This is a genomic window from Nonomuraea salmonea, assembly GCF_042428605.1.
In the GTDB taxonomy this organism is placed as follows: Bacteria; Actinomycetota; Actinomycetes; order Streptosporangiales; family Streptosporangiaceae; genus Nonomuraea; species Nonomuraea salmonea.
The window spans coordinates 66,627-93,521 of the sequence record NZ_JBHMCF010000041.1; the positions used below are offsets into that span (position 1 = coordinate 66,627).

23 protein-coding genes are annotated in these 26,895 nt (G+C 72.9%); 17 read left to right on the forward strand and 6 right to left on the reverse strand.

Annotated features, from left to right (window positions below):
* Nucleotides 1-40: 40 nt before the first annotated feature.
* Together ACFFR3_RS37725 and ACFFR3_RS37730 are read right to left on the reverse strand one after the other, a co-directional pair.
* The gene (locus ACFFR3_RS37725; RefSeq protein ID WP_379484685.1) at nucleotides 41-1,201 is read right to left on the reverse strand and encodes a low temperature requirement protein A; all 1,161 of its coding nucleotides are present in this window, start codon (nucleotides 1,199-1,201) and stop codon (nucleotides 41-43) included.
* A gap of 19 nt (nucleotides 1,202-1,220) precedes the next feature.
* Nucleotides 1,221-1,970 carry a group II truncated hemoglobin gene (locus ACFFR3_RS37730; RefSeq protein ID WP_345385172.1) on the reverse strand — a complete coding sequence of 250 codons (750 nt, stop codon included), beginning with the start codon at nucleotides 1,968-1,970 and terminating at the stop codon, nucleotides 1,221-1,223.
* Between the two features lie 390 nt (nucleotides 1,971-2,360).
* Between ACFFR3_RS37730 and ACFFR3_RS37735 the strand changes: the two genes are divergently transcribed.
* From ACFFR3_RS37735 to ACFFR3_RS37780, 10 genes are all read left to right on the forward strand, one after another.
* Nucleotides 2,361-5,381, forward strand: a complete 3,021-nt coding sequence (locus ACFFR3_RS37735; protein ID WP_345385171.1) for an AfsR/SARP family transcriptional regulator — start codon at nucleotides 2,361-2,363, stop codon at nucleotides 5,379-5,381.
* A 127-nt stretch (nucleotides 5,382-5,508) separates the two neighbouring features.
* On the forward strand, nucleotides 5,509-8,106 hold the full coding sequence (rph, locus tag ACFFR3_RS37740; protein WP_379484686.1) for a rifamycin-inactivating phosphotransferase: 2,598 nt from the start codon (nucleotides 5,509-5,511) through the stop codon (nucleotides 8,104-8,106).
* A 153-nt stretch (nucleotides 8,107-8,259) separates the two neighbouring features.
* Nucleotides 8,260-9,237 (forward strand): hypothetical protein, encoded by a 978-nt coding sequence (locus ACFFR3_RS37745; RefSeq protein ID WP_379484687.1) that lies wholly within the window; start codon nucleotides 8,260-8,262, stop codon nucleotides 9,235-9,237.
* 174 nt (nucleotides 9,238-9,411) lie between these two features.
* Nucleotides 9,412-9,639, forward strand: coding sequence for a hypothetical protein (locus tag ACFFR3_RS37750; protein WP_379484688.1), 228 nt, complete (start codon nucleotides 9,412-9,414; stop codon nucleotides 9,637-9,639).
* The gene (locus ACFFR3_RS37755; protein WP_364382003.1) at nucleotides 9,636-10,211 is read left to right on the forward strand and encodes a sigma-70 family RNA polymerase sigma factor; all 576 of its coding nucleotides are present in this window, start codon (nucleotides 9,636-9,638) and stop codon (nucleotides 10,209-10,211) included. Before ACFFR3_RS37750 ends, ACFFR3_RS37755 begins: the two co-directional genes overlap by 4 nt.
* On the forward strand, nucleotides 10,186-11,172 hold the full coding sequence (locus tag ACFFR3_RS37760; protein WP_364382006.1) for a hypothetical protein: 987 nt from the start codon (nucleotides 10,186-10,188) through the stop codon (nucleotides 11,170-11,172). The genes ACFFR3_RS37755 and ACFFR3_RS37760 overlap by 26 nt, the downstream gene beginning before the upstream one ends.
* 102 nt (nucleotides 11,173-11,274) lie before the next feature.
* Entirely contained in the window at nucleotides 11,275-11,910 is a 636-nt protein-coding gene (locus tag ACFFR3_RS37765; protein ID WP_345385164.1) for a hypothetical protein, read from the forward strand.
* 278 nt (nucleotides 11,911-12,188) lie between these two features.
* Entirely contained in the window at nucleotides 12,189-12,965 is a 777-nt protein-coding gene (locus ACFFR3_RS37770; protein WP_364382009.1) for a FadR/GntR family transcriptional regulator, read from the forward strand.
* Nucleotides 12,962-13,162 carry a hypothetical protein gene (locus ACFFR3_RS37775; protein ID WP_364382012.1) on the forward strand — a complete coding sequence of 67 codons (201 nt, stop codon included), beginning with the start codon at nucleotides 12,962-12,964 and terminating at the stop codon, nucleotides 13,160-13,162. Before ACFFR3_RS37770 ends, ACFFR3_RS37775 begins: the two co-directional genes overlap by 4 nt.
* The gene (locus ACFFR3_RS37780; RefSeq protein ID WP_345385162.1) at nucleotides 13,159-14,106 is read left to right on the forward strand and encodes a U32 family peptidase; all 948 of its coding nucleotides are present in this window, start codon (nucleotides 13,159-13,161) and stop codon (nucleotides 14,104-14,106) included. The genes ACFFR3_RS37775 and ACFFR3_RS37780 overlap by 4 nt, the downstream gene beginning before the upstream one ends.
* A gap of 67 nt (nucleotides 14,107-14,173) precedes the next feature.
* Here ACFFR3_RS37780 and ACFFR3_RS37785 read toward each other — a convergent pair whose 3' ends face one another.
* Nucleotides 14,174-14,395 (reverse strand): hypothetical protein, encoded by a 222-nt coding sequence (locus ACFFR3_RS37785; RefSeq protein WP_355426658.1) that lies wholly within the window; start codon nucleotides 14,393-14,395, stop codon nucleotides 14,174-14,176.
* Nucleotides 14,396-14,747: 352 nt separating this feature from the next.
* On the opposite strand from ACFFR3_RS37785, the gene ACFFR3_RS37790 reads away from it, so the two are divergent.
* From ACFFR3_RS37790 to ACFFR3_RS37810, 5 genes are all read left to right on the forward strand, one after another.
* Entirely contained in the window at nucleotides 14,748-16,070 is a 1,323-nt protein-coding gene (locus ACFFR3_RS37790) for a cellulose binding domain-containing protein (RefSeq protein ID WP_345385160.1), read from the forward strand.
* A gap of 336 nt (nucleotides 16,071-16,406) precedes the next feature.
* Nucleotides 16,407-17,459: a ketoacyl-ACP synthase III family protein gene (locus tag ACFFR3_RS37795; RefSeq protein ID WP_364382019.1), complete on the forward strand. Its 1,053-nt coding sequence runs from the start codon at nucleotides 16,407-16,409 to the stop codon at nucleotides 17,457-17,459.
* A complete protein-coding gene (locus ACFFR3_RS37800; protein WP_379484689.1) occupies nucleotides 17,456-17,707 on the forward strand; it encodes an acyl carrier protein in 252 nt (83 codons plus the stop codon). Before ACFFR3_RS37795 ends, ACFFR3_RS37800 begins: the two co-directional genes overlap by 4 nt.
* A gap of 12 nt (nucleotides 17,708-17,719) precedes the next feature.
* Nucleotides 17,720-18,763, forward strand: coding sequence for a ketoacyl-ACP synthase III family protein (locus ACFFR3_RS37805; protein WP_345385158.1), 1,044 nt, complete (start codon nucleotides 17,720-17,722; stop codon nucleotides 18,761-18,763).
* A gap of 23 nt (nucleotides 18,764-18,786) precedes the next feature.
* Nucleotides 18,787-22,659, forward strand: coding sequence for a type I polyketide synthase (locus ACFFR3_RS37810; RefSeq protein ID WP_379484690.1), 3,873 nt, complete (start codon nucleotides 18,787-18,789; stop codon nucleotides 22,657-22,659).
* A gap of 51 nt (nucleotides 22,660-22,710) precedes the next feature.
* Here ACFFR3_RS37810 and ACFFR3_RS37815 read toward each other — a convergent pair whose 3' ends face one another.
* Entirely contained in the window at nucleotides 22,711-23,418 is a 708-nt protein-coding gene (locus ACFFR3_RS37815) for an MBL fold metallo-hydrolase (RefSeq protein WP_379484691.1), read from the reverse strand.
* Nucleotides 23,419-23,513: 95 nt separating this feature from the next.
* Here ACFFR3_RS37815 and ACFFR3_RS37820 point away from each other — a divergent pair, with 95 nt between their 5' ends.
* Nucleotides 23,514-24,047, forward strand: coding sequence for a TetR/AcrR family transcriptional regulator (locus ACFFR3_RS37820; protein ID WP_345385156.1), 534 nt, complete (start codon nucleotides 23,514-23,516; stop codon nucleotides 24,045-24,047).
* A gap of 96 nt (nucleotides 24,048-24,143) precedes the next feature.
* A complete protein-coding gene (locus tag ACFFR3_RS37825) occupies nucleotides 24,144-25,007 on the forward strand; it encodes a universal stress protein (protein ID WP_364382035.1) in 864 nt (287 codons plus the stop codon).
* On the opposite strand, the gene ACFFR3_RS37830 is transcribed toward ACFFR3_RS37825, so the two are convergent.
* Both ACFFR3_RS37830 and ACFFR3_RS37835 read right to left on the reverse strand, forming a co-directional pair.
* On the reverse strand, nucleotides 25,004-25,834 hold the full coding sequence (locus tag ACFFR3_RS37830; RefSeq protein WP_345409195.1) for a universal stress protein: 831 nt from the start codon (nucleotides 25,832-25,834) through the stop codon (nucleotides 25,004-25,006). The two genes, ACFFR3_RS37825 and ACFFR3_RS37830, sit on opposite strands and share 4 nt — an antisense overlap.
* Nucleotides 25,835-25,907: 73 nt before the next feature.
* Nucleotides 25,908-26,804: a universal stress protein gene (locus tag ACFFR3_RS37835; protein ID WP_364382041.1), complete on the reverse strand. Its 897-nt coding sequence runs from the start codon at nucleotides 26,802-26,804 to the stop codon at nucleotides 25,908-25,910.
* Nucleotides 26,805-26,895: the final 91 nt, after the last annotated feature.

Below are 26,895 nucleotides of genomic sequence, written 5' to 3' on the forward strand. Positions count from 1 at the left end.
CATCCCGTGCGGCGGCTCTCCGTGCGGCGGCTTCCTGTGCTCAGGCGGGGGCCGGGGTGCGGTGGTGCAGGGCGAGGAGCATCGCCACGAGCAGCGCGACCAGGATCGCCAGCTCAGCCAGCCCCGCCCACAGACCCGCCAGGGCGGCGGCCGGCGCGGCGACCGCGACCACGCCCTTGACGCGCGCCCAAGGCAGCCGGAGCATCCGCCGGAACCAGAAGTCGCCCGCCAGGTAGAGGGTGACGCCCACGGCCAGGACGATCGCCGCCGACGGCTTGAGCGGATCGACGGGGTGCCCGATGACCTTCTTGATGCCGCCCGACACCGCCACCACGCCGAGCAGCATCGGGATGTGCCCGTAGAAGTAGGCGCCGAGGATCATCCTGGTCCGCCGTACCGGCTCGGTCGCGGCCAGCGTGTGCTCGGCGGCCCGCTCGTCCTCCCCGGCGAAGTACGCCCACCACAGGCACGCCGCCAGGCACAGGGCGAGCACCCCCGCGACGCCGAGACCGAGGTCGACCGGCAGGTCCTTGGCGCCGATGCCGAGCGCCAGCATCGACTCGCCGAGCACCACGATGACCAGCAGCCCGTGCCGTTCGACCACGTGGGCGGCGCGCAGCGCGAAGCCCTGCTGGCCGATGAAGTACGGGCTGCCCCACAGCAGGACGAGCGCGGCGATCCACGGCAGGTAGGAGTAGGGCGTCTCGAGGAACCCGGCGACGCCGATGAGCGCGGTCGCGGCCAGGTTGAACGGCACCACCCGCACGATCGCCCGGGTGGCCTGCGCGTACAGGGCGCTGTGCACCAGGATCAGCAGCAGGTAGCCGACGGCGAAGGCGACCCCGCCGCCCATGAACGTGCTCGGGATGGCCAGCGCCATGACGAGGAAGCCGGCCATGCCGAGCAGGACCAGGATCCGGCGGGCCGGCCGTACCGGTGGCACGGAGTTGAGCAGCCAGACGTACCCCGCGTACATCCACCACATCACGCCGAAGACGAGCAGCACCTGCAGCGCGCTCTCCCCGATGCCCACGGCGCGATGCCCGGGCGGCGGTGCCTCCATGCCGGCCACCAGCAGCGCGGTGAGCTGGGTGATGGTGAAGACGAAGACCAGGTCGAAGAAGAGCTCCAGGGTGGAGACGCGTAAGTCGGGCTCGGGAGCGGCGGCGGGCCGCTCGGCGAACCAGCTGGGCAGTCGCATGGGGGCCTTTCGATGTCTGTCAGGGCTGGTACGGCGGGGCGACGCCCCATCCCCAGCGGGGCACCGGCGCCTCGGCCGGCGGGGTCGCGCCGGGCTGCGAGTTCTGGACCGCGATGCGGGTGCCCCACTCGATGTAGCCGGCGAAGGCGGCACGGAACTCCGGGTCGCCGGGCAGCCCGGCCTCCTCGGCGGCGTCCATGAGCAGCGACACCCACCGCCGGCGCTGCTCCTCGCTCAGGTGCCGGTTGAGGTGGTGGGCCAGCATGCGGGGGTAGCCGCCCAGCTCGCGGGTGTAGCGGCCGGGACCGCCGAAGACCTCCGACAGCCAGATCGCCACGTGCCGGGGATGGTCGGGGCTCATACCCGCGAACAGGGGTCCGATCAGGTCGTCGGCGAGCACGTGGCCGTAGAAGACCTCGGTGAGCCGCTCGAACGCCGCCGCCCCGCCCGCCCACTCGTAGAGCGTCGGCTCGGTCTTGGTGATGAGCTGCTCGTAGTGCCGCATCTCCTCGATCGCGGAGACGTACGGCTTGATCTCGGCGAAGAACGCGGCGAAGTGATCGCTGTTCCTGAAGCCGTTCAGGTGGTCCTCGGCCGAGGTCCACTCGATGCGCAGGACGTAGCAGGCGGGCTCGTCCACGCAGCGCGACAGCTCGTGGCCGAGGCACTGGGGCGCCTCGCCGAGCGGGACGACGGCACGGCGGTAGGCGGCCTCGAACTCCCCGGCCGCTTCTGGGGGGACGCGGTAACGGATGTACTCGACGATCACCAGGTCCTCCAGAGTGTAATCAAGTAATCAAGCTCTTCGGGCATCGTAGGCGACAAAGAGGTTTTTGTCCGCCCACACCTGTCCGCGGCGGAATCATAGCGACCGTGCGGCCGCACGGTGATCGTCGGCCTCGCCGGACGTTGTCCGCGCGGGCGTCGGCGCGCATGGTGATGTCGTCCTGTGGGACCTGCGGCCGACGTACGAGCCGCGCCGTCACCTGGGCGAGACGGCGTGCCCGGTGACCGGCGGCGGCCTGGATCGGGAGCGATGGCCGCGTTACCTGCCCGATCTGCCCTATCGTGACACCTGCGGGTGATCATGACCGGCACCTTGACGGGCGTGACCGTTTGCCCGCTTACTGGTGACCCGGAGCTCGATCCAGGGGAGGTCATGGCGGGAGCGACGTTCGGCATCCTCGGTCCCGTCCACGCGTGCCGGGCGGACGGGCGGGAGGTCGCGCTCAAGGGCAAGGAGTGCGCGCTGCTGACCGCGCTGCTCCTCAACGCCAACGTGCCGGTCTCGCGCAGGCGGCTGATCGACGCGCTGTGGGAGACGCCGCCCGCCTCCGCGGTGCCTAACCTGCAGACGCACGTCGCACGCATCCGCAAGACGTTCGGCACCGACATCAGCCTGTCCACGGTGGGTCCCGGATACCTGCTGGAGGTCGCTCCCGAGGAGCTCGACCTGCTCGTCTTCGAGCAGGAGACGCGGCGGGCGCGGGCCGAGGTGGAGCAGGGCGACCTCGCCGCGGCCGTGCGCCGGTTCGAGCGGGCGCTGGAGGTGTGGCGGGGCCGGCCGGCCGAGGGCGTGCAGCTGCACGACTGGGCGCTGTCGCGGGTGGCGGAGCTGGACGAGCGGCTCGACGAGACGCGGCTCGACCGGGCCGAGGCGATGCTCGGCATCGGCCTGCACACCGAGGTGATCGGCGAGCTGCGGCCGTTCCTCGCCGAGCAGCCGCTGAGCGAGCGCGCCTGGCGGCTGCTCATGCTCGGCTACGCGCGGGCCGGGCAGCGGCACCGGGCGCTGGAGGCGTACCGGCAGGCGCGCGAGCGGCTGGTCGGCGAGCTGGGCATCGAGCCGGGCGAGGAGCTGCGGCGGCTGCACGCCGTCATCCTGGACGACGCCCTGCCGGCGGCCGGTCCCGAGCAGCGCAGGCCGGTCTGCCAGCTCCCGCCAGGACACGCCGACTTCGTCGGCCGGCACGCCGAGGCGGCCGCGGTGACGGCCGCCCTGCTGTCGGCGCGCGAGGACTCCTCCGCGCTGCCGGTCAGCGCCATCTCGGGGCCGGGCGGCGTGGGCAAGACCACGCTGGCCGTGCACGTCGCGCACCGGCTGCGAAGCGAGTTCCCCGACGGCCAGCTCTACATCGACCTGCGCGGCTGCGAGCGGCACCCGCTCGACCCCGCCGAGGCGCTGGCCAGGTTCCTGCGCGCGCTCGGCATGGACAGCTCGGCGCTGCCCGCCGACCTCGACCAGCGCGCCGAGCTCTACCGCGAGCGGATCGCCGACTCGCGCCACCTCGTGGTGCTCGACAACGCGGCCGGCGAGGCCCAGCTGCGCCCGCTGATGCCGGGCACACGCGGCTGCGCCGTCCTGATCACCAGCAGGCACCGGCTGGCCACGCTGCCCGCCGCGCAGCGCGTCGATCTCGGCGTGCTGCCCGTCGAGGACGCGGTCGAGCTGCTCGGCAACATCATCGGCGCCGACAGGACAGCGGAGGCGCCCGACGAGGCCCGCGACCTCGTACGCCTGTGCGGCGGGCTGCCGCTGGCCGTGCGCATCGCGGGCGCCAAGCTCGCCGCCCGCCCCTACTGGGACCTCGGTCACCTGGTCTCGCGCATGAGCGACGTCCGCGGCCGGCTCAGCCAGCTCGCCCACGGCTCCGACGAGGTCAGGGCCAGCATCGGCGTCGGCTACCAGGGCCTGCCGCCGCAGGCGCAGCGCATGTTCTGCCGGCTCGGCCTGCTGGAGGCTCCCGACTTCCCCGTCTGGGCCGGGGCCGCGCTGCTCGACGTCTCCGAGGACGCCGCCGAGCAGCTGATCGAGCAGCTCGCCGACGTGCGGCTGCTCGAAGTGGCCGGCCAGGGCGCCGACGGGGCCGTCCGGTTCCGCTTCCACGACCTGACCAGGGCGTACGCGCGCGAACGCGCCGAGGCGGAGGAGGACGAGCACGAGCGGGCGGCGGCGCTGCGCCGCGTGTTCAGCGGCTGGCTGGCCCTGACCAGGCACGCGCACGTCCGGCTGTGCGGCGGCGACTACCGGGTCGTGCACGGCGGCGGCATCGTCTGGCGGCCGGACACCCCCGGCCGCCTCGTACGCGACCCGCTCGCCTGGATCGAGGCCGAGCGGGCCAACGTCGTCGCCGGCGTCCGCCAGTGCGCCGCCCTCGGCTTCGGCGAGCTGTGCTGGGACTGGGCCACCAGCGCCATGAGCCTGTTCGAGACCCGCGGCCTGCGCGACGAGTGGCTCGCCACCCACGAGACCGCCCTGCACGCCGCCCGCCTGTCGGGCGACGTCCGCGGCCAGGCCGCCATGCTGCACGGCCTGGCCCGCCTGCACTTCGCCCAAGACGACCTGACCGGCTGCGCGGCCGCCCTGGAGGAGGCCCTGGCCCTGTTCGAGAAGGCCGACGACCGGTACGGGCACGCGCTGGCCCTGGTCACCCTGGCCGAGCTGGCCCGCCTCCAGGGCCGCAACGCCGACGCGCTGGCTCACTACGAGGCGGCGGCCGACGGTCTCGCGCGGGCCGGCGACCGCAGCACGGAGATCACCGTCGTGCGCGGCATCGGCCGCATCCACTTCAACCAGAACCGGCTGGAGCTGGCCGAGCCGTTCATCCGGCGGGCGATCGGGCTCGCCGACGACACCGGGGACGTGCGCTCGCGGGAGTTCACCAGGATCGTGCTGGGGGAGATCGAGCTGGCCCGCGGCGATCTGGCCGCCGCCGAGGGCAGTTTCCGCCAGGCGCTCGACGGGCTGGACGCGCTCGGGTTCCCGAGCGGCATCGCGTACGCGGCGCTGGGCCTGGCCGAGGCCAGGCTGGCACGGGACGACGTCGCGGGCGCCGAGCGGCTGCTGCTGCGCAGCCTCGCGATCTACCGCGACACCGACGACCACGTGGGTCAGGCCCGCGTGCTGTTCACCACGGCGCAGCTGTGGCGCAGGCAGGGCCGTACGAACGAGGCCGCCGCCACGCTGCGCGAGGTCATCGGCATCTGCCAGGCGATCCCCGCGCCGCGCCGGCAGGGGCTGGCGCTGCGCGCGCTGGGCGACGTGCACCGCGACACCGGGGACCTGGCCGCCGCCGTGGACGCGTGGCGGGAGGCGCTGGAGATTTTACGTGCGACGGGTGCGCCGGAGGCCGACGAGGTGGCCGCGCTGCTGGAGTCGTACGGCGCTCAACAGCAGTGATGGGGGAGTGGCGGGAAACCTCCGGCCAGTTTCACTTTATAGCAGATGAGCGCGCCTCATGAGAAACCGGGAAATGGTTCATACTGCCCGTTGCCATTCGCCCCGACGACACTCTGGAGCAACGGACGTGCCTTTTGTGCTGGCTTTCGACCAGGCCGACGCGACCGACGCCGCGCACACCGGCGGGAAGGGAGCCCACCTGGCCGAGCTCTCCCGCGTCGACGGCGTACGCGTGCCGGACGGCTTCTGCGTCACCACCGACGCCTACCGGCGGGTCGTGGCCGCCGCCATCGAACCGCACCTCGACCTGCTGGCCGCCGCCGACCCCGCCGACCGCGCGGCCATCGCCGAGCTGAGCGCCGCCGTGCGCCGGGCCGTCGAGGACGTCACCATCCCCGGGGACCTCGCCGCCGAGATCGCCGCCGCGCTCGCCCGGCTCGGCGAGCACACCCCCTGCGCGGTACGCTCCAGCGCCACCGCCGAGGACCTGCCGACCGCGTCCTTCGCCGGCCAGCAGGACTCCTACCTCAACGTCACGGGCCCCCAGGAGGTCCTGCGGCACGTACGGCGCTGCTGGGCCTCCCTGTTCACCGAGCGCGCGGTGACCTACCGCGCCCGCAACGGCTTCGACCACCGCAAGGTGCAGATGGCCGTGGTCGTGCAGCGCATGGTCGCCCCCGAGGCGGCCGGCGTGCTGTTCACCGCCGACCCCGTCACCTCCAACAGGAAGGTCGCCACGGTGGAGGCCGTGTGGGGGCTCGCCGACGCCCTCGTCTCCGGCCAGGCCCCCGCCGACGTCTACACCGTCCGCGACGACCGCGTGCTGACCGCGCAGGTCGCCACCAAGGCCCACGCCGTGCTGGCGGCGCGGGACGGCGGCACGCGGGACGTACCGGTCGAGCCCGAGCGGCAGACCGCGCCTGCGCTCACCGACGAGCAGGCCGTCGAGCTCGTACGCCTCGGCCGGCGCATCGAGGCTCACTTCGGCCATCCGCAGGACATCGAGTGGTGCCTGACCGGCGACGGCTTCCACATCGTGCAGAGCCGGGCCATCACCACCCTCTTCCCCATCCCCGACGCCGGCGACGAGGGCCCGCACCTCTACCTCTCCGTCGGCCACCAGCAGATGATGACCGACGCCATGCGCCCGCTCGGCCTGTCGGTGTGGCAGCTCACCACGCCGCGGCCGATGCAGGAGGCGGGCGGGCGGCTGTTCGCCGACGCGGCCCCCATCGTGGCCACTCCTGGCGGACGGGCCGCGTTCCTGGAGGCCATGCGCACGGCGGACCCGCTGTTCTTGGACGCCGTCCAGACCGTGCTCGACCGTGGCTTCGTACCGCTGCGGGAGGACGCTGAGACCGACCTGCCGCCCACCCTCGCCCCGCCCGGCGAGATCGAGACCGACCCGGAGATCGTCACCGAGCTGATCAGGACCAACGCCGACTCGGTGGCCGCCCTGAGGCGCGCGATCGCCGGGCTGACCGGGCCCGAGCTGCTCGACTTCATCCATGACGACTTCGGCGAGCTGCGGCGGCTGCTGTTCGACCCGCGCGGCACCCAGGTCATCATGGCCGGCATGAACGCCGCCGTCTGGCTCAACGAGCACCTCGAAGAGTGGCTCGGCGAGAAGAACGCGGCCAACGTGCTCTCCCAGTCCGTCCCGCACAACGTCACCGCCGAGATGGGGCTCGCCCTGCTCGACGTCGCCGACGTCGTACGCCCGCACGCCGAGGTCGTCGCGTTCCTCGGCCGCGTCGCCGACGAGCGTCCCGAGGGCGCCGCCTTCCTCGACGAGCTGGCCGGCCTGCCCGGCGGCCCCGAGGCCCGCGACGCCATCGTCGCCTACCTCGACACGTACGGCATGCGCTGCGCCGGCGAGATCGACATCACCAGGACCCGCTGGAGCGAGAACCCCGCCGAGCTGCTGCCCGCCCTCCTCGGCAACGTCGCCGGCTTCCCGCCCGGAGCGGGAAAGCAGCACTTCGAGCGCGGCCTGGAGGAGGCGCGGCGCAAGGAGCGGGACGTCCTGACCCGCCTGCGCGCCCTGCCGGACGGTGAGCACAAGGCCGAGCAGACCAAGCGGATGATCGACCGCGTCCGCACCTTCACCGGCTACCGCGAATACCCCAAGTTCGGCATGATCAGCCGCTACTTCGTCTACAAGCAGGCGCTGCTCGGCGAGGCCGGCAGGCTCGTCGCGGCCGGCGTGCTGCGCGAGCCGTCCGACCTGTACTTCCTGCGCTTCGACGAGCTGCGGGACGCCGTCCGCACCGGCAAGGCGGACGCCGCGCTCATCCGCGAGCGGCGCGAGGCGTTCCGCACCCACCAGACGCTCACCCCGCCCCGCGTCATCACCTCCGACGGCGAGGCGCTGACCGGCCAGTACCGCCGCGCCGACCTCCCGCCCGGCGCACTGCCCGGCATGCCCGTCTCAGCCGGCACCGTCGAAGGCCGGGCCCGCGTCGTCACCGACATGGCCCAGGCGAGGCTCGAAAAGGGCGACATCCTGGTCACCGCCTACACCGACCCCAGCTGGACCCCGCTGTTCGTGGCCGTCGCCGGACTGGTCACGGAGGTCGGCGGCCTCATGACGCACGGGGCGGTCATCGCCCGCGAGTACGGCCTGCCCGCCGTCGTGGCGGTCGACCGCGCCACCCACCTGATCCGCGACGGCCAACGCATCCGTGTTCACGGCAGCGACGGCTACGTCGAACTCCTCGACTGACGCTTCCACCTCGGCTCGGGGGGGCATCGGGCGCCGGCTCGCCCACGGCCGTGCTTGATCCACTCCAAACGTTCGCCGTAGCATCGACCGTCCCCTGCGCCCCTACATCGAGGACACGAGATGGCTGATGGTTCAGCTCGCGGGGTTCGCCTTGTGACGGCTTCGGGTGTGGCGGTCGCCGTGGCCATGGGCCTGTGCCCGGGGGCCGCCGCGCACGCTGGGGCCGCCGAGCCTCTGGAGAAGGTCGTGCATGAGGTGCCGCGGCGCCTGCCCGGTGGTGGGCAGGTGCGGCCGCGGCTCATGCTGGATGCCACCAGGCTGCTCCTGAGCGCCGGGAAGAGTCTGTACGTCCGCCACCTTCGCAGCGGCAAGACGGTGAAGCTCGCCGACGTCCCGCTGCCCAAGGGCACCACGCTCTTCCCGGCCGGCTTCACCGTGGGCAACGGCCGGATCGCCTGGTGGACGGCGCGGACGGCGCGTGGCGGCAAGAAGAGGACCGCCGATTTCTGGGCCGTGCCGGTGGGTGGGGGCACGGTGCGGCGGGTGGCGTCGGCCGTGCTGCCGCCGCCCTCACGGGCCGGGCTGGTCACCGGGCTCGCCGTCACGCCGAAGGGGCTTGCCTGGTCGGCGGGGGATGACGGGGTGTTCGTCGCCGCCGGGGGAGCGGTGAAACGGGTCGAGGGCACTCGGGGGCGGCACCTTCTGAGCTGGCCCTGGGCGGGCTCGCCCGGTCCTTCTGATCCGAGGCAGACGCCGTACCAGTCGGTCAAGAACGTCGAGACGGGGGAGACTCGCCGAGCGCCCGGTCCGGGTTCCGCCGTGGCGTGCGGCGTCACCCGCTGCATCGTGCGGGCGGACGGCTCGTTCTCGGCGCGGGTGCTGGGGCGCGACGGCCGTGCGCAGGGTGCGGTGGACGCGACGGGGATGCCCCCGCAGCCGTTGCTGCGCGATCGGTTCGCCGTGGCGTATGCGCTCGGCCGCGCGCTGGTCCACGACGTCACGACCAAGACCGCGGTCGTCGTCGAAGGGGTGGACACCGGCACCCGGTACCGCACGGCTCCGGGTGACGATCTCGTCGTGTTCAGGCGGGGCGACAAGTATGTGATCGTCGATCTGGCCGCCGTCAAATGACCTGCGGTTGCGCGGGCGACGCCGGGTAATTTGCGGGGATATCTGGCTATTTCCCGGGTGGTCTGGCGGCCAACAATTTCCGTTGGCGAGTTCATTCCGACGGTGCTTCCGAGCTCTTATACATAGACCGGATAACCGTCCCAGAAGGGCCCGCATATGGATACGCTCACCGCCGTGGTCACCATCATCTCGGTCGTCACCGCTCAGGCGGGTGCGCTGCTGGCGTTATGGCTGCGGCTGCGGTGGCAGCTGCGGCATGCCCGGGTCCAGGGGCGTCACCTCGTACGGCTCCCCGAGGTCGCCGCGGGCGAGGGGCGGCTACAACTCGTAGAAAAGCATGGAAAATCGCACCACGTCACGATAAATCTGACATTTTCCACGAGAGCAGATGCGGCCCCATGAGCGACCCCGACGCCCAGGAGGGGCTGAGCCCGTCGCGCCAGGAAACCAGGGCGGAGACCCTCCACGCCACCGATCTCGAATTCTCCTCGTTCTATCGCAGCGCCATTCACAGCCTGGTCGCTTTCCTCATCAACCAGGGCGCCAGGATCTGCGTGGCCGGTGACATCGCCCAGGACACGATGACGAAGGCGTACCAGCACTGGCCGGAGATCGACAACCCGCCCGCGTGGGTGCGGACCGTCGCCTCGCGGGCCCTGGTCCGGCACTGCACGGAGACGCGCGAGGAGGCGCTGGACCCGGTGCCCGAGCCGACGGCGCTCCTGCCCCGCCCCGAGGAGGCCGCGGCGTGGGAGGCCAGGCAGGACATCGAGCAGGCGCTGCGCACCCTGCCGCCCCGCCAGCGCCAGGTCATGGCCTGGACGCTCAGCGGCTACACGCCCGCCGAGATCGCCGAGGAGCTCGGCATCTCGCCCAACGCGGTGAGCGCCAGCCTCAAGAAGGCCCGCCGCGCCACCATCGCCCACCTCGCACGCGCGGAGGAGGATCGTGATGCTCGCCCCGGGCCAGGATGACGCAGGACGGCTCGACCTGTGGCCCAACGCGCTGATCGACGAGCTGCACGGCCTGCTGGACATCGAGGCCGGGCTGCGTGAGGTGCTGCTGCACTCCCGTCACGCCGCCCAGCTCGACGGCCTGGCCGAGGTGCTCGACGTCGAGGCGGGACTCGGCGCGATCCTGCTCGCGGGTGGCGGGGGCAGGGAGGAGGTGCCGAGGCCCGGCCGCGAGCACGCCTTCCCGTCCATCGACGCTAAGGAGCGGCTGGCCCTGCGGCAGCACCCGCGGGTCCGCACCGCGCACCGTCTCCTCACCCGCGCGCTCGACCACCACCACGCCCTGGGCCTCGACCTCCACCTGGCCCGCAAACTGACCTGCCACGTCGACCGCCCGCAGGCCGATCGCAGGCGGGCCTGCGTGCTCGCGCACCAGCTCGTCCGCCACCTGCACGCGGACCGCGAGCGCGCCGACGACCTGGCCCAGGCGATCGCCCGGTGCGCCGGCGCCGGGATCACCGCCGCCCACCTCGCCCACGCCCTCGACCACGCCAGGGAGCTCGGCCTGGTGCTCGACCTGGCCCACGCGCTCGAACGCGACCTCGACGGCGACCTCGCGGGCCAGCTCGTCCGCTGCCTCACCCGCGATCTCGGCGGCCTGCACGAGGGCACGCGTACGCTCGTCGCACACACGCTCGCCTGGGTGCTCGCCGCCATCAGGGACCGGCTGGGCCGCGAGGTCGCGCTGAGCCAGGACACGGTGTGCCAGTTCCTCGACGACTTCACGACCTCCGACCTGCGCGCGGTGCGGCTGTCGGACGTCGAGCTGGAGGGGGTGCGGTGGTCGGAGGCGGGGACGTGGTGGCCGGACGGCGTGGACGTCGAGCATCTCCGGGCCCGCTCCGACGTGATCGGCGGGGGCGACGGGGTCTGGGTGATCCGTTCCGGGGCCGCCACCGTGCGGGACCTCGCCGGCCACTGAGCTACTCCCCGCGCGGTACGGGCGGCTCATCCTTGAGAAGGATGACCCTCGATACCCCTAGGGGGCATGGTGGAAGGGACTGGCCGAGAAGAAGGACGCGAGATGCTGCTGATCGACGTGTACGTACCCAAAGGAGCCCTGAGCGAGCAGGAGCAGCAGGAGCTGGGCCGCCGCCTCATCGACACGCTCATGGTCGAGGACGACGGCAGCCACGCCAAGGAGGTGATCGACGCCCAGCGCACGATCACGCAGGTCCTGGTGCACGAGCCCGCCACCTGGGTGCTCGGCGACCGGCAGGCTCCCGCCGACCCGCCGCGCTACCTCGTCCGCGTCACCGTCCCCGCGTCGTGGCGCAAGGACATGTGCGAGCCCATCCCGCGCATCGTCACCGGAGTGCTGGCCGAGACCGAACGTGCCGCCGGCCGCGACCCGGGACGCCTGGAGCGCGAGCCGCACGCGGTCGTCCTGCTGGAGGGCGTCACGGAGGGCGGCATCGGCATCTTCGGCAGGGAGATGAGCAGCATGGACCTCATGGAACTGGTCTCCCGCCCGTACCGGGACAAGGGTGCCGAGAAGACGGAGGCGATCGATCCGGTCTGCGGTATGGCCGTGACGCTCGACGACCCGGCGCTCACCCTGGTGCACGAGGGCGTCCGGTACGGCTTCTGCAACGGCCTGTGCCGGCGGGCGTTCGCCGACGAGCACGGCCTGTCGCTCAGCCGGCGGGACGCGTCCTAGGCGGCGCGCGTCCAGCCGCGCATCGCGGACGGGCCCTTGGTTCCGGCTGCCTTGGCACTCATCAGATAACCGTGCGAGAGCTTTGGCGCATCTCGCCGTTCCCGGCACGGCTGTGACGTGCGATATCCCGGTGAAACCGGTGCTCTGTCGGCTCGTGGTGCCGACTGCTCGGTGTGGATTTATCAGATATGTATGTCAGTCCTAGTCGTGAGAAGGTCGAGCAGTGGCAGGGAACCGGACGGACCGGGGCCCGACATGCCGGACTCGGCAGGGGAACGATGGCCGATGACACTGAGCTGAACGGCGAGTCGCGCACCGCGGGCGTGGTGCGGCACCTGGAGGAGCTGATCTTCGACGGCGACCTGCGGCCGGGTCAGTTCCTCCCGTCGGAGGGCGAGCTGGCCACCGCGATGGGCGTCAGCCGGCTCACCGTCCGCGAGGGCGTACGCACGCTGGAGGCCCGCGGCCTGCTCGAAGTGCGCCGCGGCCGGCGTCCCGCCGTCGCCCACCCCAACGCGGCCCCGCTGAGCGGCTTCTTCGCCGCCTCCCTGCGCCGCGACCCGCGCAACCTGCTCGAACTCGTCGAGGTACGCCTGGCGCTGGAGGTGCACGCCGCCACGCTCGCCGCCCAGCAGGCCACCCGCACCGCGCTGTCCTCGCTCGAGCTGGCCTACGACACCATGCGGCAGGCCATCGACGCGGAGTCGTTCAACCAGGCCGACGTGCGCTTCCACGCCGTGCTCGCCGCCGCGAGCGGCAACCAGATGATCAGTTTCCTCATCGAGGCGATGGACGAGCCCATGCACGAGAGCCGGCTGCGCAGCCTGCGCGGCCACCTCGCCAGGGGGCGCTCGATGGGCGACATCATGGACGAGCACGCCCGCATCCTGGCCGCCGTACGCGAGCGCGACGCCCGCGCCGCCGCCGCGGCCATGCGCGAGCACCTCGTCCAGACCCGCATGGACCTGCGCGCCTTCCTCGCCCTGCCCATCGCCGACGGCCAGGGCCGACCCCGCTCCGGGCAGCCGCCTGCTCATCCCTTGGAGACACAGTGAAGATCACCGAAGTCGAGACCATCGTCGTCGGCACCCCGTGGCGGGAGCCGACGTTCGTCGAGCTCACCACCGACGACGGGCTACGCCGCGTCGGCGAGGCGCGCCCCGCGCATCCCCGTACGGACGCGCACTTCAACCTCGTAGGCGACGGCTGGGAACGCCGCGACGGCGCCGACATCGGGGCGGTGCGGTCATGACCGCGAACCTGCCGCGCCCCGCCGAGCTGCTGACCGCGCTCGGGCTGCCGGACGGCGACCGGCACGACCTGCCCGCCTCGTCACGCCGGTTCCCGGACGGCGCGCAGTACCGCGTGGAGATCCCGAGCGTCGAGGGCCCCGAGTGTCTGGCGGCCGTGCTGGAGGCCGCGCGCACACTCGACGTGCCGGTCACCCGCGTCTCCCAGGGCACCGGCGTTGGCCTGCTCACCGATGCCGAGCTGGGGGAGATGGCCGCGCTGGCCGCCTCAGCGGGTGTCGAGGTCAGTCTCTTCGCCCGGCCCTGCGCGGGCTGGGACGCCTCCGCGATGGCCCGCAGCCCCGCCGGCTCCATCCTCGCGCCGGCCGCGCGCGGCCAGGACCAGGTCGCGGCGGTGCTCGACGAGATCCTGCGGGCCGCCGAGCACGGCTTCCGCAGCGTGCTCATCGCCGACCTCGGCGTGCTCTCGATCTTCGGCAGGCTCAGGGCCGCCGGGCACCTGCCGCCCGACATGCAGGCCAAGGTCTCGGTCATGCTGCCCGCCGCCAACCCCGAGTCGGCGCGCGTGCTGGAGGACCTCGGCGCCGACAGCCTCAACCTGCCCACCGACCTGACGCTCGCGCAGATCGCCGCGATCCGCGCCGCCGTGGACATCCCGCTCGACGTGTACGTGGAGGCGCCCGACAACGTCGGCGGCTTCGTCCGCCACTACGAGCTGCCCACCCTCGTCGAGGTCGCCGCGCCGGTGCACGTCAAGTTCGGCCTGCGCAACGCACCCGACGTCTACCCGGCGGGCACCCACCTGCTGCCCACCACCGTGGCGCTCTCCCGCGAACGGGTGCGCCGCGCCCGCCTCGGCCTCGACCTGCTGGCCCGCCACCGGCCCGGCGCGCACGGCACCGCGCCGGGAGACGAGGGCGCGCGGCTGCGCATCCCCATGCCCTGAACGGCCTGCCGCCCCTGCCGCCCCTGCCGCCCCGGTCCGTCCCCACGGGCCGGGGCGGTCGCGTGCGTCAGGTGTAGAGGAAGTAGTAGCGGTAGCGGCTCTCCCACTCGCACTTGTAGGCGTGCCACCAGCCCTGGGCGACGCCCTGGCGGCCGACCCGCTCGCAGTCTGACTGGTTCTTGAAGACGCCGACGAGCTGGGTGGTGGCCTGTGCCGGAGTGGCGCCGATCGTCAGCGACAGTGCGAGCGCCATGATGGTGGTGCTGACAACTGCGCGGGCCTTACGCATTCGTCCTCCTGGGACTGGGGGGATCATGACGCCGGACAATATCACTTACCCAGCGCCGTGAGAATTGTCAGGCGTGATTCAACAGCAGCCTTTTCCAGCCCTTTTCCAGCATGATCACCGCTGGTAATGTCAGCGTCACTGTTTCGGGATGTAGGAAAACGGCCGTCGAACGCCTCGGGGGCGGGTATCCGACCTCCTGTACACTCCCGTGCTGATCTTGGTGCTTAAGTACGATTTATGCAGGTTTATCGTTGCATTGGAGGGCGGGCGGGAAAACTTTGACCATTCTCGCTCCGGTGTCATATGGTCGGCGCCGCCCATATCGAGTGAGCCGATCATCCGGAGCCGCACCATGCACGCTCGACCCCGCACGGCCACGATCGTCTGCATGGCGATGGCCCTGCTGGCAGCCGTCGGTCTCTCAGCAGCCTTACCCCGGCCGGCGCACGCAGCGCAGGTCGTCACCGATATCGCGTACGCACCCGCGCAGCCCGCCGGCAGCCGAGGGCACCTGCTCGACCTCTACCTCCCCGACACCGGCACCGCGCCGAGACCGCTGCTCATCTGGCACACCGGCTCGGCCTGGAGCAGCGACGACGGCAAGGCGGGCGCCGACGCGATCGCCGCCATCTTCAACCCGCTCGGCTTCGCCGTGGCCGGTGTCAGCGTCCGCAGCAGCACCCAGGCGATCTTCCCCGCCCAGGTGCACGACATCAAGGCGGCCATCAGGTGGCTGCGCGCCAACGCGGCCACGTATCAGCTCGACCCCAACCGCTTCGCGATCGCGGGCGACTCGTCGGGCGGCTGGCTGACCGAGATGGCGGTCTTCTCCGGCGGCGTCGCCGCGCTCGAAGGCAACATCGGCGTCACCGGCGTCTCCAGCGCCGTGCAGACCGGGCTCGCCTTCTACAGCCCCACCGACTTCCTGCAGATGAACGCCCAGAACCTGCCGGGCGGCGGCCTCGACCACAACTCGCCGGCCTCTCCCGAGTCGCTGCTGGTCGGCTGCGCGATCCAGACGTGCCCGGGGACGGTCGCGCAGGCCAACCCCATGACGTACGTCGACGCCAACGACCCGCCGCTGCTGTTCCTGCACGGCCAGGCCGACTTCCTGGTGCCGCACGGGCAGAGCGAGCTGCTCTTCAACCGCATCAAGGCGCAGTGCGGGCGCGCCACGTTCGTCTCGGTGCCGGCCGCCGACCACATGATGGACCAGATCATGGACCCCGCTCAGTACGGCGCCGAGACCGTCCGCACCACCGCCAACTGCAGCGAGACCAGCCGCGTCGGCACGCTCAACGCCACATGGAGCAACTTCACCACGTTCCTGCGCGGCGGCCTGCAACTGGGCACCTCCTGCGAGGTCACGTACGCGACCGGCGCGTGGAACGGCGCCTTCAACGGCAGCGTGACCGTCAGGAACACCGGCACCACCCCGGTCACCGGCTGGACCATCACCTGGACCTGGCCGGGCAACCAGGCGATCAGCAGCGCATGGAACGCCACCGTCACCCAGGCCGGCGCCCAGGTGACCGCCCGCGACGCGGGACACAACACCTACATCGGCCCCGGCTCCAGCCAGAGCTTCGGCTTCTCGGCCACCGCCACCGGCTCGAACAACCCGCCCGCCCAGTTCAAGATGAACGGCGTCACCTGCACCAGGGTGCTCGGCTGAGACCGCCGCGCCGGGCCCGCGCGGAAAGGCGCGGGCCCGGCGCCGCACGCATTCCGAATTGCATTCGGCGAAACGCCGTGGAAAAGCGCCGGTAATGCAATACGTTCCGTCCGGCGCCGGTCACGATATGTCGCCGACCAAATACTGGACACCGCCATTGCCTCGCCCGGCGGGCCGCCCCTATCCTTGCCGTGAAAACGGCCCGCCGGCCCATTTCACGGTTTCTCACCCACCGGGCGGGCCCTTGATATCCCCGGACCCCGCGCCATTCAGCAGCGGCCGCCTTCCCGTGCCCGAGGGCCGTCGTCCGGGATCGTCGATGAGTAAAGGGGACGTGTGCGTACCTCGAATATGTTCGTCAGAAGCCTCGGCGTCCACGTACCGGAGAGCGTGAGCGTCGAGCACGCGGTCCGCGAGGGCTGGTACCCGGCGGAGGAGGCGGAGCGCTACCGGCAGCTCGGCGCGGCCGTGGCAGGAGACATGCCGGCGCCCGAGATGGCGCGGCTCGCCGTCCTCGACGCCTACGACCGCTGGGACGAGTCCGCGCCCCGCGACCTCGACCTGCTGCTCTACCCGTCGGTCTGGCACCAGGGCCCGAACGGCTGGCAGCCCCAGCACTACCTGCAGCAGCACCTGCTCGGCGGCCACGTGCCCGCCTTCGAGATCAGGAGCGGCTGCGTCGGCATGATCAGCTCGCTGGAGCTGGCCGCCGGCTACCTGCGCGCCGACGACGCGCGCGAGACGGCGATGGTCGTCTCCGCCGACAACCACGGCACCCCGCTGGTGGACCGCTGGCGGATGACCCCGGGCGCGCTCATCGGCGACGCCGCCGCCGCGATGATCCTCGGCAAGGAGTACGGCATGGCCGAGCTCCTGTCGGTCAACGTCGCCGTGATCCCCGAGGCCGACGCGGTCAACGACGGCGCCTACCCGCTGTTCCCCCCGGACGCCACCGTCGGGCGCGGGCTCAGCTTCTCCGACCGGCACGAGGAGTTCCGCCAGAAGCTGCTCGAGAAACAGGGCACCGGCATCCACCTGACCATCCAGAAGACGATGATGCAGCAGGTAGAGCAGACCCTCGACGAGGCCGGCATCGAGCTCGGCGACATCACGCGGGTGGCCTTCCCGCACGGCAGGCGCGAGGACCTCGACGGGCAGATGTCCTGGCTGGGCATCGAGGAGGACCAGACGACCTGGGACTACGGGCGGCGCGTCGGCCACTGCGGCGCCGTCGACCAGTTCATCGCCTTCGAGCACCTGCTCGCGACCGGCGGGCTCAAGGCCGGCGACCACCTGCTCATGGTCGGGTTCGGCTCCGGCACCTCCGTCGCCGCGGCGGCCTTCCGCGTCCTTTCCCCCCGCCCCGTCACGAAGGAAACCCGCGCATGACCGAGCTCACCGAAAAGCTGATCGCCTTCATCCAGGACAACCTCGTCCAGGACGGCGACGACCTCACCATCGACGCGACCACCCCGCTGCTCGCCTCCGGCCTGCTCGACTCCCTGCGCACCGCGCGGCTGCTCAACTACCTCCGCAAGGACCTCGGCGTCCTCGTCCCCGCCGCCAAGCTCGACCCCGAGAACTTCCGCGACGTCGCCACCATCGCCGCGATGGTCACCGAACTCGAATCCGTGTAGCGGGGAGCAGGCATGCGGTACGCGGACACCTACATCGGCGGCGTGGGAACCTACCTCCCGCGCACCGTCGTCAGCGTCGAGAAGGCCGTCGCCAAGGGCTGGTACCCGGCCGAGGAGGCCGACCTGCACCAGCTCGGCGGCGCGGCCGTGGCCGGCGACACGCCGGCGCCCGAGATGGCCCTGCACGCGGCGCGCAGCGCGCTCAAGCGCAGCGGCCGCGCGCCCGGCGACCTCGGCCTCCTCCTGTACGCCTCCACCTGGCACCAGGGCCCCGACGGCTGGCCACCGCACTCCTACCTGCAACGCCACCTCGTCGGCGGCGACGCCCTGGCCACCGAGATCCGGCAGGGCTGCAACGGCATGTTCATCGCCCTCCAGCTCGCGGCCGGCCACCTGCACGCCGACCCCGCCCGGCCCGCCGCCCTGCTGGTGGCCGCCGACAACTACGGCACCCCGCTCATGGACCGCTGGCGCATGGGCCCCGGCTACATCGGCGGCGACGCCGCCGCCGCGCTCGTCCTGACCAAGGAGCCCGGCTTCGCCCGCCTGGCGTCCGTCTGCACGACGACCGTGACCGAGGCCGAGGAGCTGCACCGGGGCAGCGAACCCCTCTTCCCGCCCGGCGTCACCGTCGGCAGGAAGATGAGCTTCGCCGCCCGCAACGACCAGTTCCGCCGCCAGGTCATGCCCACCGGTGAGGCCACCGCCGCGCTGTTCTCCATCCAGCGGGCCCTCGAAGAGGTCGTCGAACAACTGCTCGCCGAGAGCGGCATCCAGGCCGCCGACCTCACCCAGGTCGCGTTCATGAACTACTCGCGGGAGATCGTCGAGCAGCGCTGCATGGCCCTGCTCGACCTGCCCATGTCCCGCTCCACCTGGGACTACGGCCGCACCATCGGCCACTGCGGCGCCGCCGACCAGGTCCTGTCCCTCGACCACCTGCTCATCACCGGCCGGCTCGGCCCAGGCGACCACCTGCTCATGCTGGGCACCGGGCCCGGCGTGACCGTCTCCGGCGCCGTCATCGAGATCATCGACACCCCTCAATGGCTCTGAACACCGAAGGGAAACCGACGCGCATGGCCGACAGCCCCCGCGCAGACCGTCCAGAACCCGTGGCGGTGATCGGCATCGGCTGCCGCCTGCCCGGCGACGTGCACGCACCGGACGAGTTCTGGGACCTGCTGCGCGCCGGCCGCAACACCACCGCGCCGCTGCCCGGCGGCCGGTGGCGCCCGTACGAGCGGCGCAGTCCCGAGGACGCCGCCGCGCTGCGCGACGCCGTACGTCATGGCAGCTTCCTGCGCGACATCGACGGCTTCGACGCCGAGTTCTTCGGCCTGTCGCCGCGCGAGGCCGAGCTGATGGACCCGCAGCAGCGCCTGCTCATGGAGACCGCGTGGGAGGCCCTGGAGCACGCCGGCGTGCCGCCGCACACGCTGGCCGGCACCGACGCCGGCGTGTTCGTCGGCGTCTGCACCGCCGACTACGGCGGCCGGCTGCTCGAAGACCTGCCCCAGATCGAGGCGTGGACCGGGATCGGCGCCGCCACCTGCGCCGTCGCCAACCGCGTCTCCTACTCCCTCGACCTGCGCGGCCCCAGCATGGCGATCGACACCGCCTGCTCGGCGTCGCTGGTCGCCCTGCACCTCGCCGCCCAGAGCCTGCGGCTCGGCGAGAGCGACGTCGCCCTGGCCGGCGGCGTCAACCTGCTCGCCACGCCCGGCCAGACCCTCACCCTCGGCACCGCGGGCGCCCTCGCGCCCGACGGGCGCTCCAAGTCGTTCGACGCCGCCGCCGACGGCTACGGGCGCGGCGAGGGCTGCGGCGTCGTCGTGCTCAAGCGGCTGTCGGACGCGCGGCGCGACGGCGACCGCGTCCTCGCGCTCGTCATCGGCAGCGCCGTCAACCAGGACGGCCACACCAACGGCATCATGGCGCCGTGCGGCAAGGCCCAGGAGCACGTGATGGCCCGCGCCTGCCGGCAGGCCGGGGTCGAGCCGTCCACCGTCGACTACGTCGAGGCGCACGGCACCGGCACCCGGCTCGGCGACCCGCTGGAGGCCGCGGCGCTGTCGGCCGTCTACGGCGCCGCCCGTCCCGTCGGCGACCCGTGCCTCATCGGCTCGGTCAAGTCGAACATCGGCCACCTCGAAGGCGCGGCCGGCATCGCCGGCGTCATCAAGGCCGTGCTCGCCCTGCACCGCGCCGAGATCCCGCCGACCGTCCTGACCACCCTGAACCCGGCCATCCCATGGGAGAGCTCGGGCCTGCGCGTGGTGACCGAGCCCACCGCCTGGCCGGCCCGCGACCACCCCCGCAGGGCGGGCGTGTCCAGCTTCGGCTACGGCGGCACGGTGGCCCACATCCTCCTCGAACAGGCGCCTCCCGTCGAAGAGCGACCCGAGGAAGGGGATGCGGGCGAGCGCCTCTTCCCCCTGTCCGCCGCCTCCACCCAGGCCCTGCGCGGGTACGCGGCCCGCCTCGCCGGCCACCTCGAAACCGGACCCGGTCCGGCGTCGTCCGAGCCGGGCTCTCCTTGGGGCGGGTCCGGGCCGGCGTCTTCCGATGCCGGAGCTGGGCCGGCGTCGGTCGGGCACACGCTGGCGCTGCGCCGTACCCACCTGGCGCGCCGTGCGGTCGTGACCGCCGCCGGGCGGGACGACCTCGTCGCCGCACTGCGCAGGCTTGCCGACGACGTGCCCGCCGAGACCGTCATCACCGGGGACGTGCTGCCGGACCTCGGGCCCGGGCCCGTATGGGTGTTCGCCGGGCAGGGGTGCCAGTGGCGCGGGATGGGGCGTGAGCTGCTGGCCGTGCCGGAGTTCGCCGCGCTGGTCGACGAGGTCGAGCCGATCTTCGACGAGGAGATCGGGTTCTCCCCCCGCCAGGTCCTGACCGGCGGCGACCTCGACGCCATCGACCGCGTCCAGACCATGATCTTCGTCATGCAGCTCGGCCTCGCCCGGCTCTGGAACGCCTACGGCGTCGAACCCGTGGCCGTCATCGGGCACTCCGTCGGCGAGATCGCCGCCGCGGTGACCGCCGGCGCCATGAGCGTCGCCGACGGCGCCCGTCTCATCTGCCGCCGCTCCCGGCTGCTGCGCCAGGCCGCGGGCAAGGGCGCCATGGCCATGGTCGGGCTGTCGTTCGAGGAGGCGTCGGAGCGGCTGGCCGGGCGTACCGACCTGGTGGCGGCCATCGCGTCGGCGCCCGGGTCCACGGTGCTGTCCGGCGACCCGGCCGCCGTCGAGGCCGTGCTGGACGAGTGGCCCGCCGAGGGCATCATCGTCCGGCGGGTCGCCTCCGACGTCGCCTTCCACAGCCCGCAGATGGAGCCGCTGGCCGTCGAGCTGGCCGCCGCCACCGCCGGGCTCGCGTTCGGCGCGCCGCGCATCCCCATGTACACGACCACGCTGCCCGACCCCCGGTCCACGCCGGTGCTGGACAGCGCGTACTGGGCGGCCAACCTGCGCGACCCCGTACGGCTGGCCGCGGCGACGGCGGCCGCCGCCGAGGACGGCCACCGCGTGTTCCTGGAGATCTCACCGCACCCCGTGGTCGCGCACTCGGTCACCGAGACGCTGTCGGAGCACGGGTACGAGGACGTCTTCGTCGGCACCACCCTGCGCCGCAACCAGCCCGAACTGCCCACCTTCGAGATCGCGGTCGGCACCGCCCACTGCCACGGCGTCGAGGTGGACTGGCGGCGCCTCCAGCCGTCCGGCGGCCTGACCACGCTGCCCCCGTACGCCTGGCAGCACCGCCGCCACTGGCGCGACTCCTCGGCCTCGAACGACCACCCGGGCCACGACGCGGACTCCCACACCCTGCTGGGCGCCGTGACCAGCGTCGCCGGCAGCGACGTCCGCGTGTGGCGCACCAGCCTCCAGGACGCCGACCGCCCCTACCCGGGCAGCCACGCGCTGAACGGCGTCGAGATCGTGCCGGCCGCCGTCCTGGTCAACACCTTCCTGCGAGCGGCCGCCCAGGGGCCGGACGAGGACGTCACGCTGACCGGCGTCGAGATGCTGCACCCCCTGATGACCGCGGAACGCCGGGAGATCCAGGTCGTCCACGAACCCCCGGCCGTCCGCCTCGCCGCCCGCACCCCGGCGGCCCCCGGCGAGCCTGAACCGGCCTGGCTCGTGCACGCCGCCGCCGACGTGTCGGCCGCCCGCCAGGTCAAGCCAGACGTCCTCCCGGACGCCGGCGACCTGCGCCCCCTCGACCCTGGCTACGTCCACCAGCGCCTCGCCTCCGTCGGAGTCCCGTCCACGGGCTTCGACTGGACGATCGGGACCCTCCTCGGCGCCGAGGGCGCCCTCCGCGCCACCGTCCATGGGGAGCGGGGGAGCTGGTCGGCGGCGCTGGACGCGGCGATGTCCGTCGCGCCCTGCGTGTTCCCCGGAGAGCCGGTGCTGCGGATGGTGGTGCGGATCGACGAGGTGGTCCTGACCGGCACGCCGCCGGCCACGGTGATCATCGACGCGGCGATGGACCCCGAGGCGGAGGACACCGTACGGGCGCTGATCGCAGACGTGGACGGCCGCGTGCTGGGCCACCTCACGGGCCTGCGCTACCCGGTGATCGACGCCCCCGCCCCGGCGGAGGACGACCCGCGCGGCCCCGCCGAGTCGTTCACCGGCCTGTCACCCGAGGAGCTGCGCGAGCGCGTGCAGCCCGAGGTCCGTGCGGAGATCGCGGCCGTGATGCGGCTGGACCCCGACGATCTGGCGCTCCGGCGTCCGCTCGTCGAGCAGGGGCTGGACTCGGTGATGACCGTCATGGTCCGCCGCCGCCTGGAACGGCGCTTCGGCTGCCGCCTCCCGGCGACCCTGCTGTGGCAGCAGCCCACCATCACCGCGATCGCCACTCACCTGGCCGAACTCCTCACCGCTCCCCGCCCGGAGCCGGAGGCCCAGGACGGCCCGACCCTGATCGCCGGCTGATCGCCGGCTGAGCGGCGGGCGGTCCGAGCCTCGGGCCGCCCGCCCAGGTCATCAGGCCTTTCTGGTGGCGTCGGCGATCTCGGCGGGGGAGGCGTGCCAAGGGGCGCCGTGTCCGGGCAGGACCCAGGACGCCTGCAAGCCGGCGATGCGGTCAAGCGAGGCGAGGGCCTCGGCCGGGTCGTCGGTGAAGGGGGCCGGTTGGGGGCCGGTGCGGCCGGTCAGGACGTGGCGTGTGGTCAGGGCGTCGCCGACGCAGACCGCGTCGGCGATCGGGACGTGCACCGCCACGCTCCCCGGCGAGTGCCCCGGCATGCCCACGATGACCGGGCTGCCGGGCAGGTCGAGGACGTCCCCGTCGGCGATCTCGGTGACCTCCTTGACGTAGCGGGTGCGCAGGCCGTTCTTGCGCAGGGAGTAGGCGAAGAACCCGACCGTGGGGCCGATCCGCATGGGACCCGCCGCGACCTTGGGCTTCTGTCCCGTACGGGCGCGCACGGCGTCACCCGCGTGCACGAACACCGGCACGCCATGGGTGCTGCGCAGGCGCTCGGCGAACCCGAGGTGGTCGGAGTCGCCGTGCGTGAGGATGAGCCCGCGGATGTCGTCCTCGGTCTTGCCGAGGGAACGCAGCTCGTCCTGCAGGTCCTGCCAGTGCCCCGGCAGGCCCGCGTCGATCAGCGTGATGCCCTCGGGGGTGTCGATGAGGTAGCACGCCACGATGTCGTTGCCGAGGCGGTGCAGATGAGGTGCGAGTCGCATGGTCTCTTCCGGGGGCTGTGTGGAACTGATTCAATGGCTAATGTAGTTAGCCATCATGGCTAACGTCAATAACTTTTAGTAGGAAGGGAAAACGGGTGCCGGCTCCCGAGAAGACCTCGCTGAGCAAGATCGTCGCCGCGGGACGCGAGTTGCTGGAGGAAGTCGGCCGGCAAGGACTGACGATGCAGAACGTCGCCGAGCGGGTCGGCGTCCGCGCGCCGTCCCTGTACAAGCACGTCGCCAACCGCGCGGCGCTGCTGACCGCCGTCGCGGAGGCCACCGTCGACGACCTGAGAGCCCAGGCGGAGGCGACCGACGGCTCGCTGGAGGAGCTGATACGCAGTTACCGGCGCTTCGCCCACGCCAGGCCCGAGGGTTTCAGGCTCATGTTCGACGCCTCGACCGAGGCGCTCGCCCGGACGAGCGAACCGGTGCTGCGCGCCTCGGGGCGGCTCGTCGGCGAGCAGCACGCCCTGGAGGCCGCACGTACGGTCACGGCCTGGGCCACCGGCTTCATCAACATGGAGCTCAGCGGCCACTTCCGGCTCGGCGGCGACGTGGAGCAGGGCTTCGAGTACGGCCTGGCCACCATCTGCCGCGCGCTCGGCAACGGAGCCGGTCAGGGGTAGACGCCCGATACGGGGGAAATGGCCAGGTACAAGGCCCGTGCGCGGCGGGGGCCACCAGAGGAACGCCGCGCACGCACCGCCTCGGGGAGGAGGCGCATGATGCCCGCATCCATCGTGGCCGGGTTCGACGACTCGCGGTCGGCGTGGTCGGCGCTCGGCTGGGCGGCCGCCGACGCCGCCCGCCGGGGGCTGCACCTGCGGATCGTGCACGTACGCGAACCCTGGTGCGCCGAGCACCCGATGGACGCCTCCGTCGAGACCGACACCCTGACCGCCCGCTGCGAGAGCATGCTGGCCGGCGCGGCCGCCCACGCCCGCGACACGGCCCCGGACACGCCGATCTCGACCGCGCTGGTGACGGGGGCGGTGACGGAACGGCTGGTGACCGAGTCCGAGGCGGCCGACACCGTCGTGGCGGGCAGCAGAGGGCTGGGCGGGTTCGCCGGGCTGGTGCTGGGCTCGGTCGGGCTCGGCCTGGCCGCGCACGCCGCGTGCCCGGTGGTCGTGGTCAGGCGGCTGCCCCGAGCGCCCACCGGCGAGGTCGTCGTCGGGTACGACGGGTCGCCGGCGGCCGAGCGCGCCCTGGAGTACGCCGCCAAGCAGGTCGTCGCCCGCCAGGGACGCCTGCACGCGCTGCACGGCCTGCGCAGCCCGCCCGCCGCCCCGCACCCCGTCGGCTTCGGCCCGATCATGGTGGACGACGGCGACGACATCGCCCGCCGCCTCGCCGAATGGCGCGAGGCGCACCCCGGCGTCGAGCTGTCGGTGTCGATGAGCTTCGAACACCCCATCGCGGCCCTGTCGGCGGCCTCCCGCACCGCCGACCTCGTGGTGGTCGGCTCGGTGGGGCTCAGCGGGCTGCCCGCGAACCGGCTCGGCTCCGTCGGCCACAGCGTCCTGCACCGAGCCCACTGCCCGGTGGCCGTGGTCCCCGGCCCGAGCGCCGCAGCCCAGCCTTAACCCTGGCGGGGGCGTACCACCGCGACAGGGCACACCGCGTGGTGGAGCAGGCCGTGGCTGACCGAGCCCAGGACGGCGGAGGTGAAGCCGCCGCGGCCCCGCGAGCCGACCACGACCAGCTCGGCGGAGGCGGAGGCGTCGGCGAGGGCGGCGACCGGGTGCGCATGCACCTGCGAGCCGTCGAAGCGCACGTCAGGGTACTCCCGGGCCCAGGACGCGAGCCGCTCCTGCGCGGCGGCGCGATCCTCCTCGAAGGAGTCGGTGAACAGGTCGGCGAACTGCGGGCCGTAGGTGGCCAGGATGGGCTGCGACCAGGCGTACACGGCGAGGATCCCGGCGTCCCTGGCCCTCGCCTGCGCGACGGCGTACCGCATGGCCTCGCCGGCGGTCGCGGAGCCGTCGTCGCCCACCACGATCCTGCCGTGCTCGGGCGCGGCGGCGCCCGCCCGTACGACGACCACCGGCCCCTCGGCGTGCCCCGCGACGGCGAGGCTCACCGAGCCGAGCGCCAGCCCCGCGAACCCGCCCACGCCCCGGCTGCCCAGCACCACGCAGTCACCGGTCACCGCCTGCCCGAGCAGCGCCTCGACCACGTTCCCCTCGAGCAGCTCGGTCTGCACCTCCAGGGCGCCCGCCGCGCGGGCCCGGTCGGCGGCGGACTCCAGCGTGCCCGCACAGTACTTGAGCCCCTCGGTGCCCCGCTTCTGCTCGCACACGTGCACGAGCCGCAGCGGCAGGCGCCTGCGCCGGGCGTCGGCGGTCGCCCACTCCACGGCCGTGTGCGCAGGCGTGGAGCCGTCCACGCCCACCACGATGGGTCCGCTCACGTGCTCACTCCTCAGTACGTCAGTCGGGCTCAGTACGTCAGTCGGGCTCAGTACGTCAGTCGGGTTCGGTACGTCAGTCGGGTGGGATGCGCGGTCGCATGACGGTCGCCGGGGTGACCGCGACCGGGCACCAGGCGTGCAGCAGCGCGCTCTGGGTGACCTGCCCGAGCAGCAGGCAGGGCGGGGAGTCGTTGCCCCGGTTGCCGAGCACGAGCAGCGCCGCGTCCTTGGTCGCGTCGAGCAGCGCACGCTGGGGGCGTTCCGTGACGAACCGCGCGGCCACCGGCACGTCGGGCCGCCTGCGCGCCAGATGCGCGGTGACCTGGTGGAAGCGCGCCTCGGCGCCGGCCCGCAGCGCCCGGGAGTCCACGAACGGCAGCGGCTCGGGCCACGACGCCGAACCGCAGTCGCTCCAGCAGCACAGCACCGTCACGCTGCCGAGCCGCAGCGCGGCCTCGTCCAGCGCGAACTCGACGGCCGCGAGGGCGGCGGGCGAGCCGTCCAGGCCGACCACGATCCGCGCGTCCTGGCCCGACTGCGCCTCGAACTGGGACGGGATGACGACGACCGGCCGAGAGCAGTGCGCCGGCACCTGGACGGCGGCCGACCCCACCGGCAGGCCCTCGAACCCGCCCTGCCCGCGCGACCCCAGCACCGTGATCTCCGCCTCGTGCGCGCTCTCCAGCAGCACGGCGGCGGGGGTGCCCGGCTTCACCAGCGGCCTGACGTCCAGCTCGGGGGCGAGCTCGCGGGCGCGGCGGGCGCCGTCCTCCACGACGCCGCGGGCGACCTGCTCGATCTGCGCCATGACCTCGTCGGAGACGGGCCGGAGCGCGTACGGCCAGTGCAGCGCATGGCAGACGAGCAGGGGCCGGTTGCGCAGCCGCGCCTCCTCGACCGCCCAGGTCAGGGCATGCCTGCTGGCGGGGGAGTCGTCGTAGCCGACCAGCACGGCCCGGCCATCGCTCATCGCCTGCCTCCCGGTGAGTACCCGTCGCGGTCCGGCTGCCCAGAGGCGGAGCCGCGAGCCTCACGGGACGGTAAAGGCTCGACCGCGCCAT

What these genes read in the sequence shown, in the direction of transcription:
- ACFFR3_RS37725 (WP_379484685.1), bottom strand. Translation starts at nt 1,201, where the DNA reads ATGCGACTGCCCAGCTGGTTCGCCGAGCGGCCCGCCGCCGCTCCCGAG.
- ACFFR3_RS37735 (WP_345385171.1), top strand. Translation starts at nt 2,361, where the DNA reads ATGGCGGGAGCGACGTTCGGCATCCTCGGTCCCGTCCACGCGTGCCGG.
- ACFFR3_RS37755 (WP_364382003.1), top strand. Translation starts at nt 9,636, where the DNA reads ATGAGCGACCCCGACGCCCAGGAGGGGCTGAGCCCGTCGCGCCAGGAA.
- ACFFR3_RS37765 (WP_345385164.1), top strand. Translation starts at nt 11,275, where the DNA reads ATGCTGCTGATCGACGTGTACGTACCCAAAGGAGCCCTGAGCGAGCAG.
- ACFFR3_RS37770 (WP_364382009.1), top strand. Translation starts at nt 12,189, where the DNA reads ATGGCCGATGACACTGAGCTGAACGGCGAGTCGCGCACCGCGGGCGTG.
- ACFFR3_RS37780 (WP_345385162.1), top strand. Translation starts at nt 13,159, where the DNA reads ATGACCGCGAACCTGCCGCGCCCCGCCGAGCTGCTGACCGCGCTCGGG.
- ACFFR3_RS37785 (WP_355426658.1), bottom strand. Translation starts at nt 14,395, where the DNA reads ATGCGTAAGGCCCGCGCAGTTGTCAGCACCACCATCATGGCGCTCGCA.
- ACFFR3_RS37790 (WP_345385160.1), top strand. Translation starts at nt 14,748, where the DNA reads ATGCACGCTCGACCCCGCACGGCCACGATCGTCTGCATGGCGATGGCC.
- ACFFR3_RS37800 (WP_379484689.1), top strand. Translation starts at nt 17,456, where the DNA reads ATGACCGAGCTCACCGAAAAGCTGATCGCCTTCATCCAGGACAACCTC.
- ACFFR3_RS37805 (WP_345385158.1), top strand. Translation starts at nt 17,720, where the DNA reads ATGCGGTACGCGGACACCTACATCGGCGGCGTGGGAACCTACCTCCCG.
- ACFFR3_RS37810 (WP_379484690.1), top strand. Translation starts at nt 18,787, where the DNA reads ATGGCCGACAGCCCCCGCGCAGACCGTCCAGAACCCGTGGCGGTGATC.
- ACFFR3_RS37815 (WP_379484691.1), bottom strand. Translation starts at nt 23,418, where the DNA reads ATGCGACTCGCACCTCATCTGCACCGCCTCGGCAACGACATCGTGGCG.
- ACFFR3_RS37825 (WP_364382035.1), top strand. Translation starts at nt 24,144, where the DNA reads ATGATGCCCGCATCCATCGTGGCCGGGTTCGACGACTCGCGGTCGGCG.
- ACFFR3_RS37835 (WP_364382041.1), bottom strand. Translation starts at nt 26,804, where the DNA reads ATGAGCGATGGCCGGGCCGTGCTGGTCGGCTACGACGACTCCCCCGCC.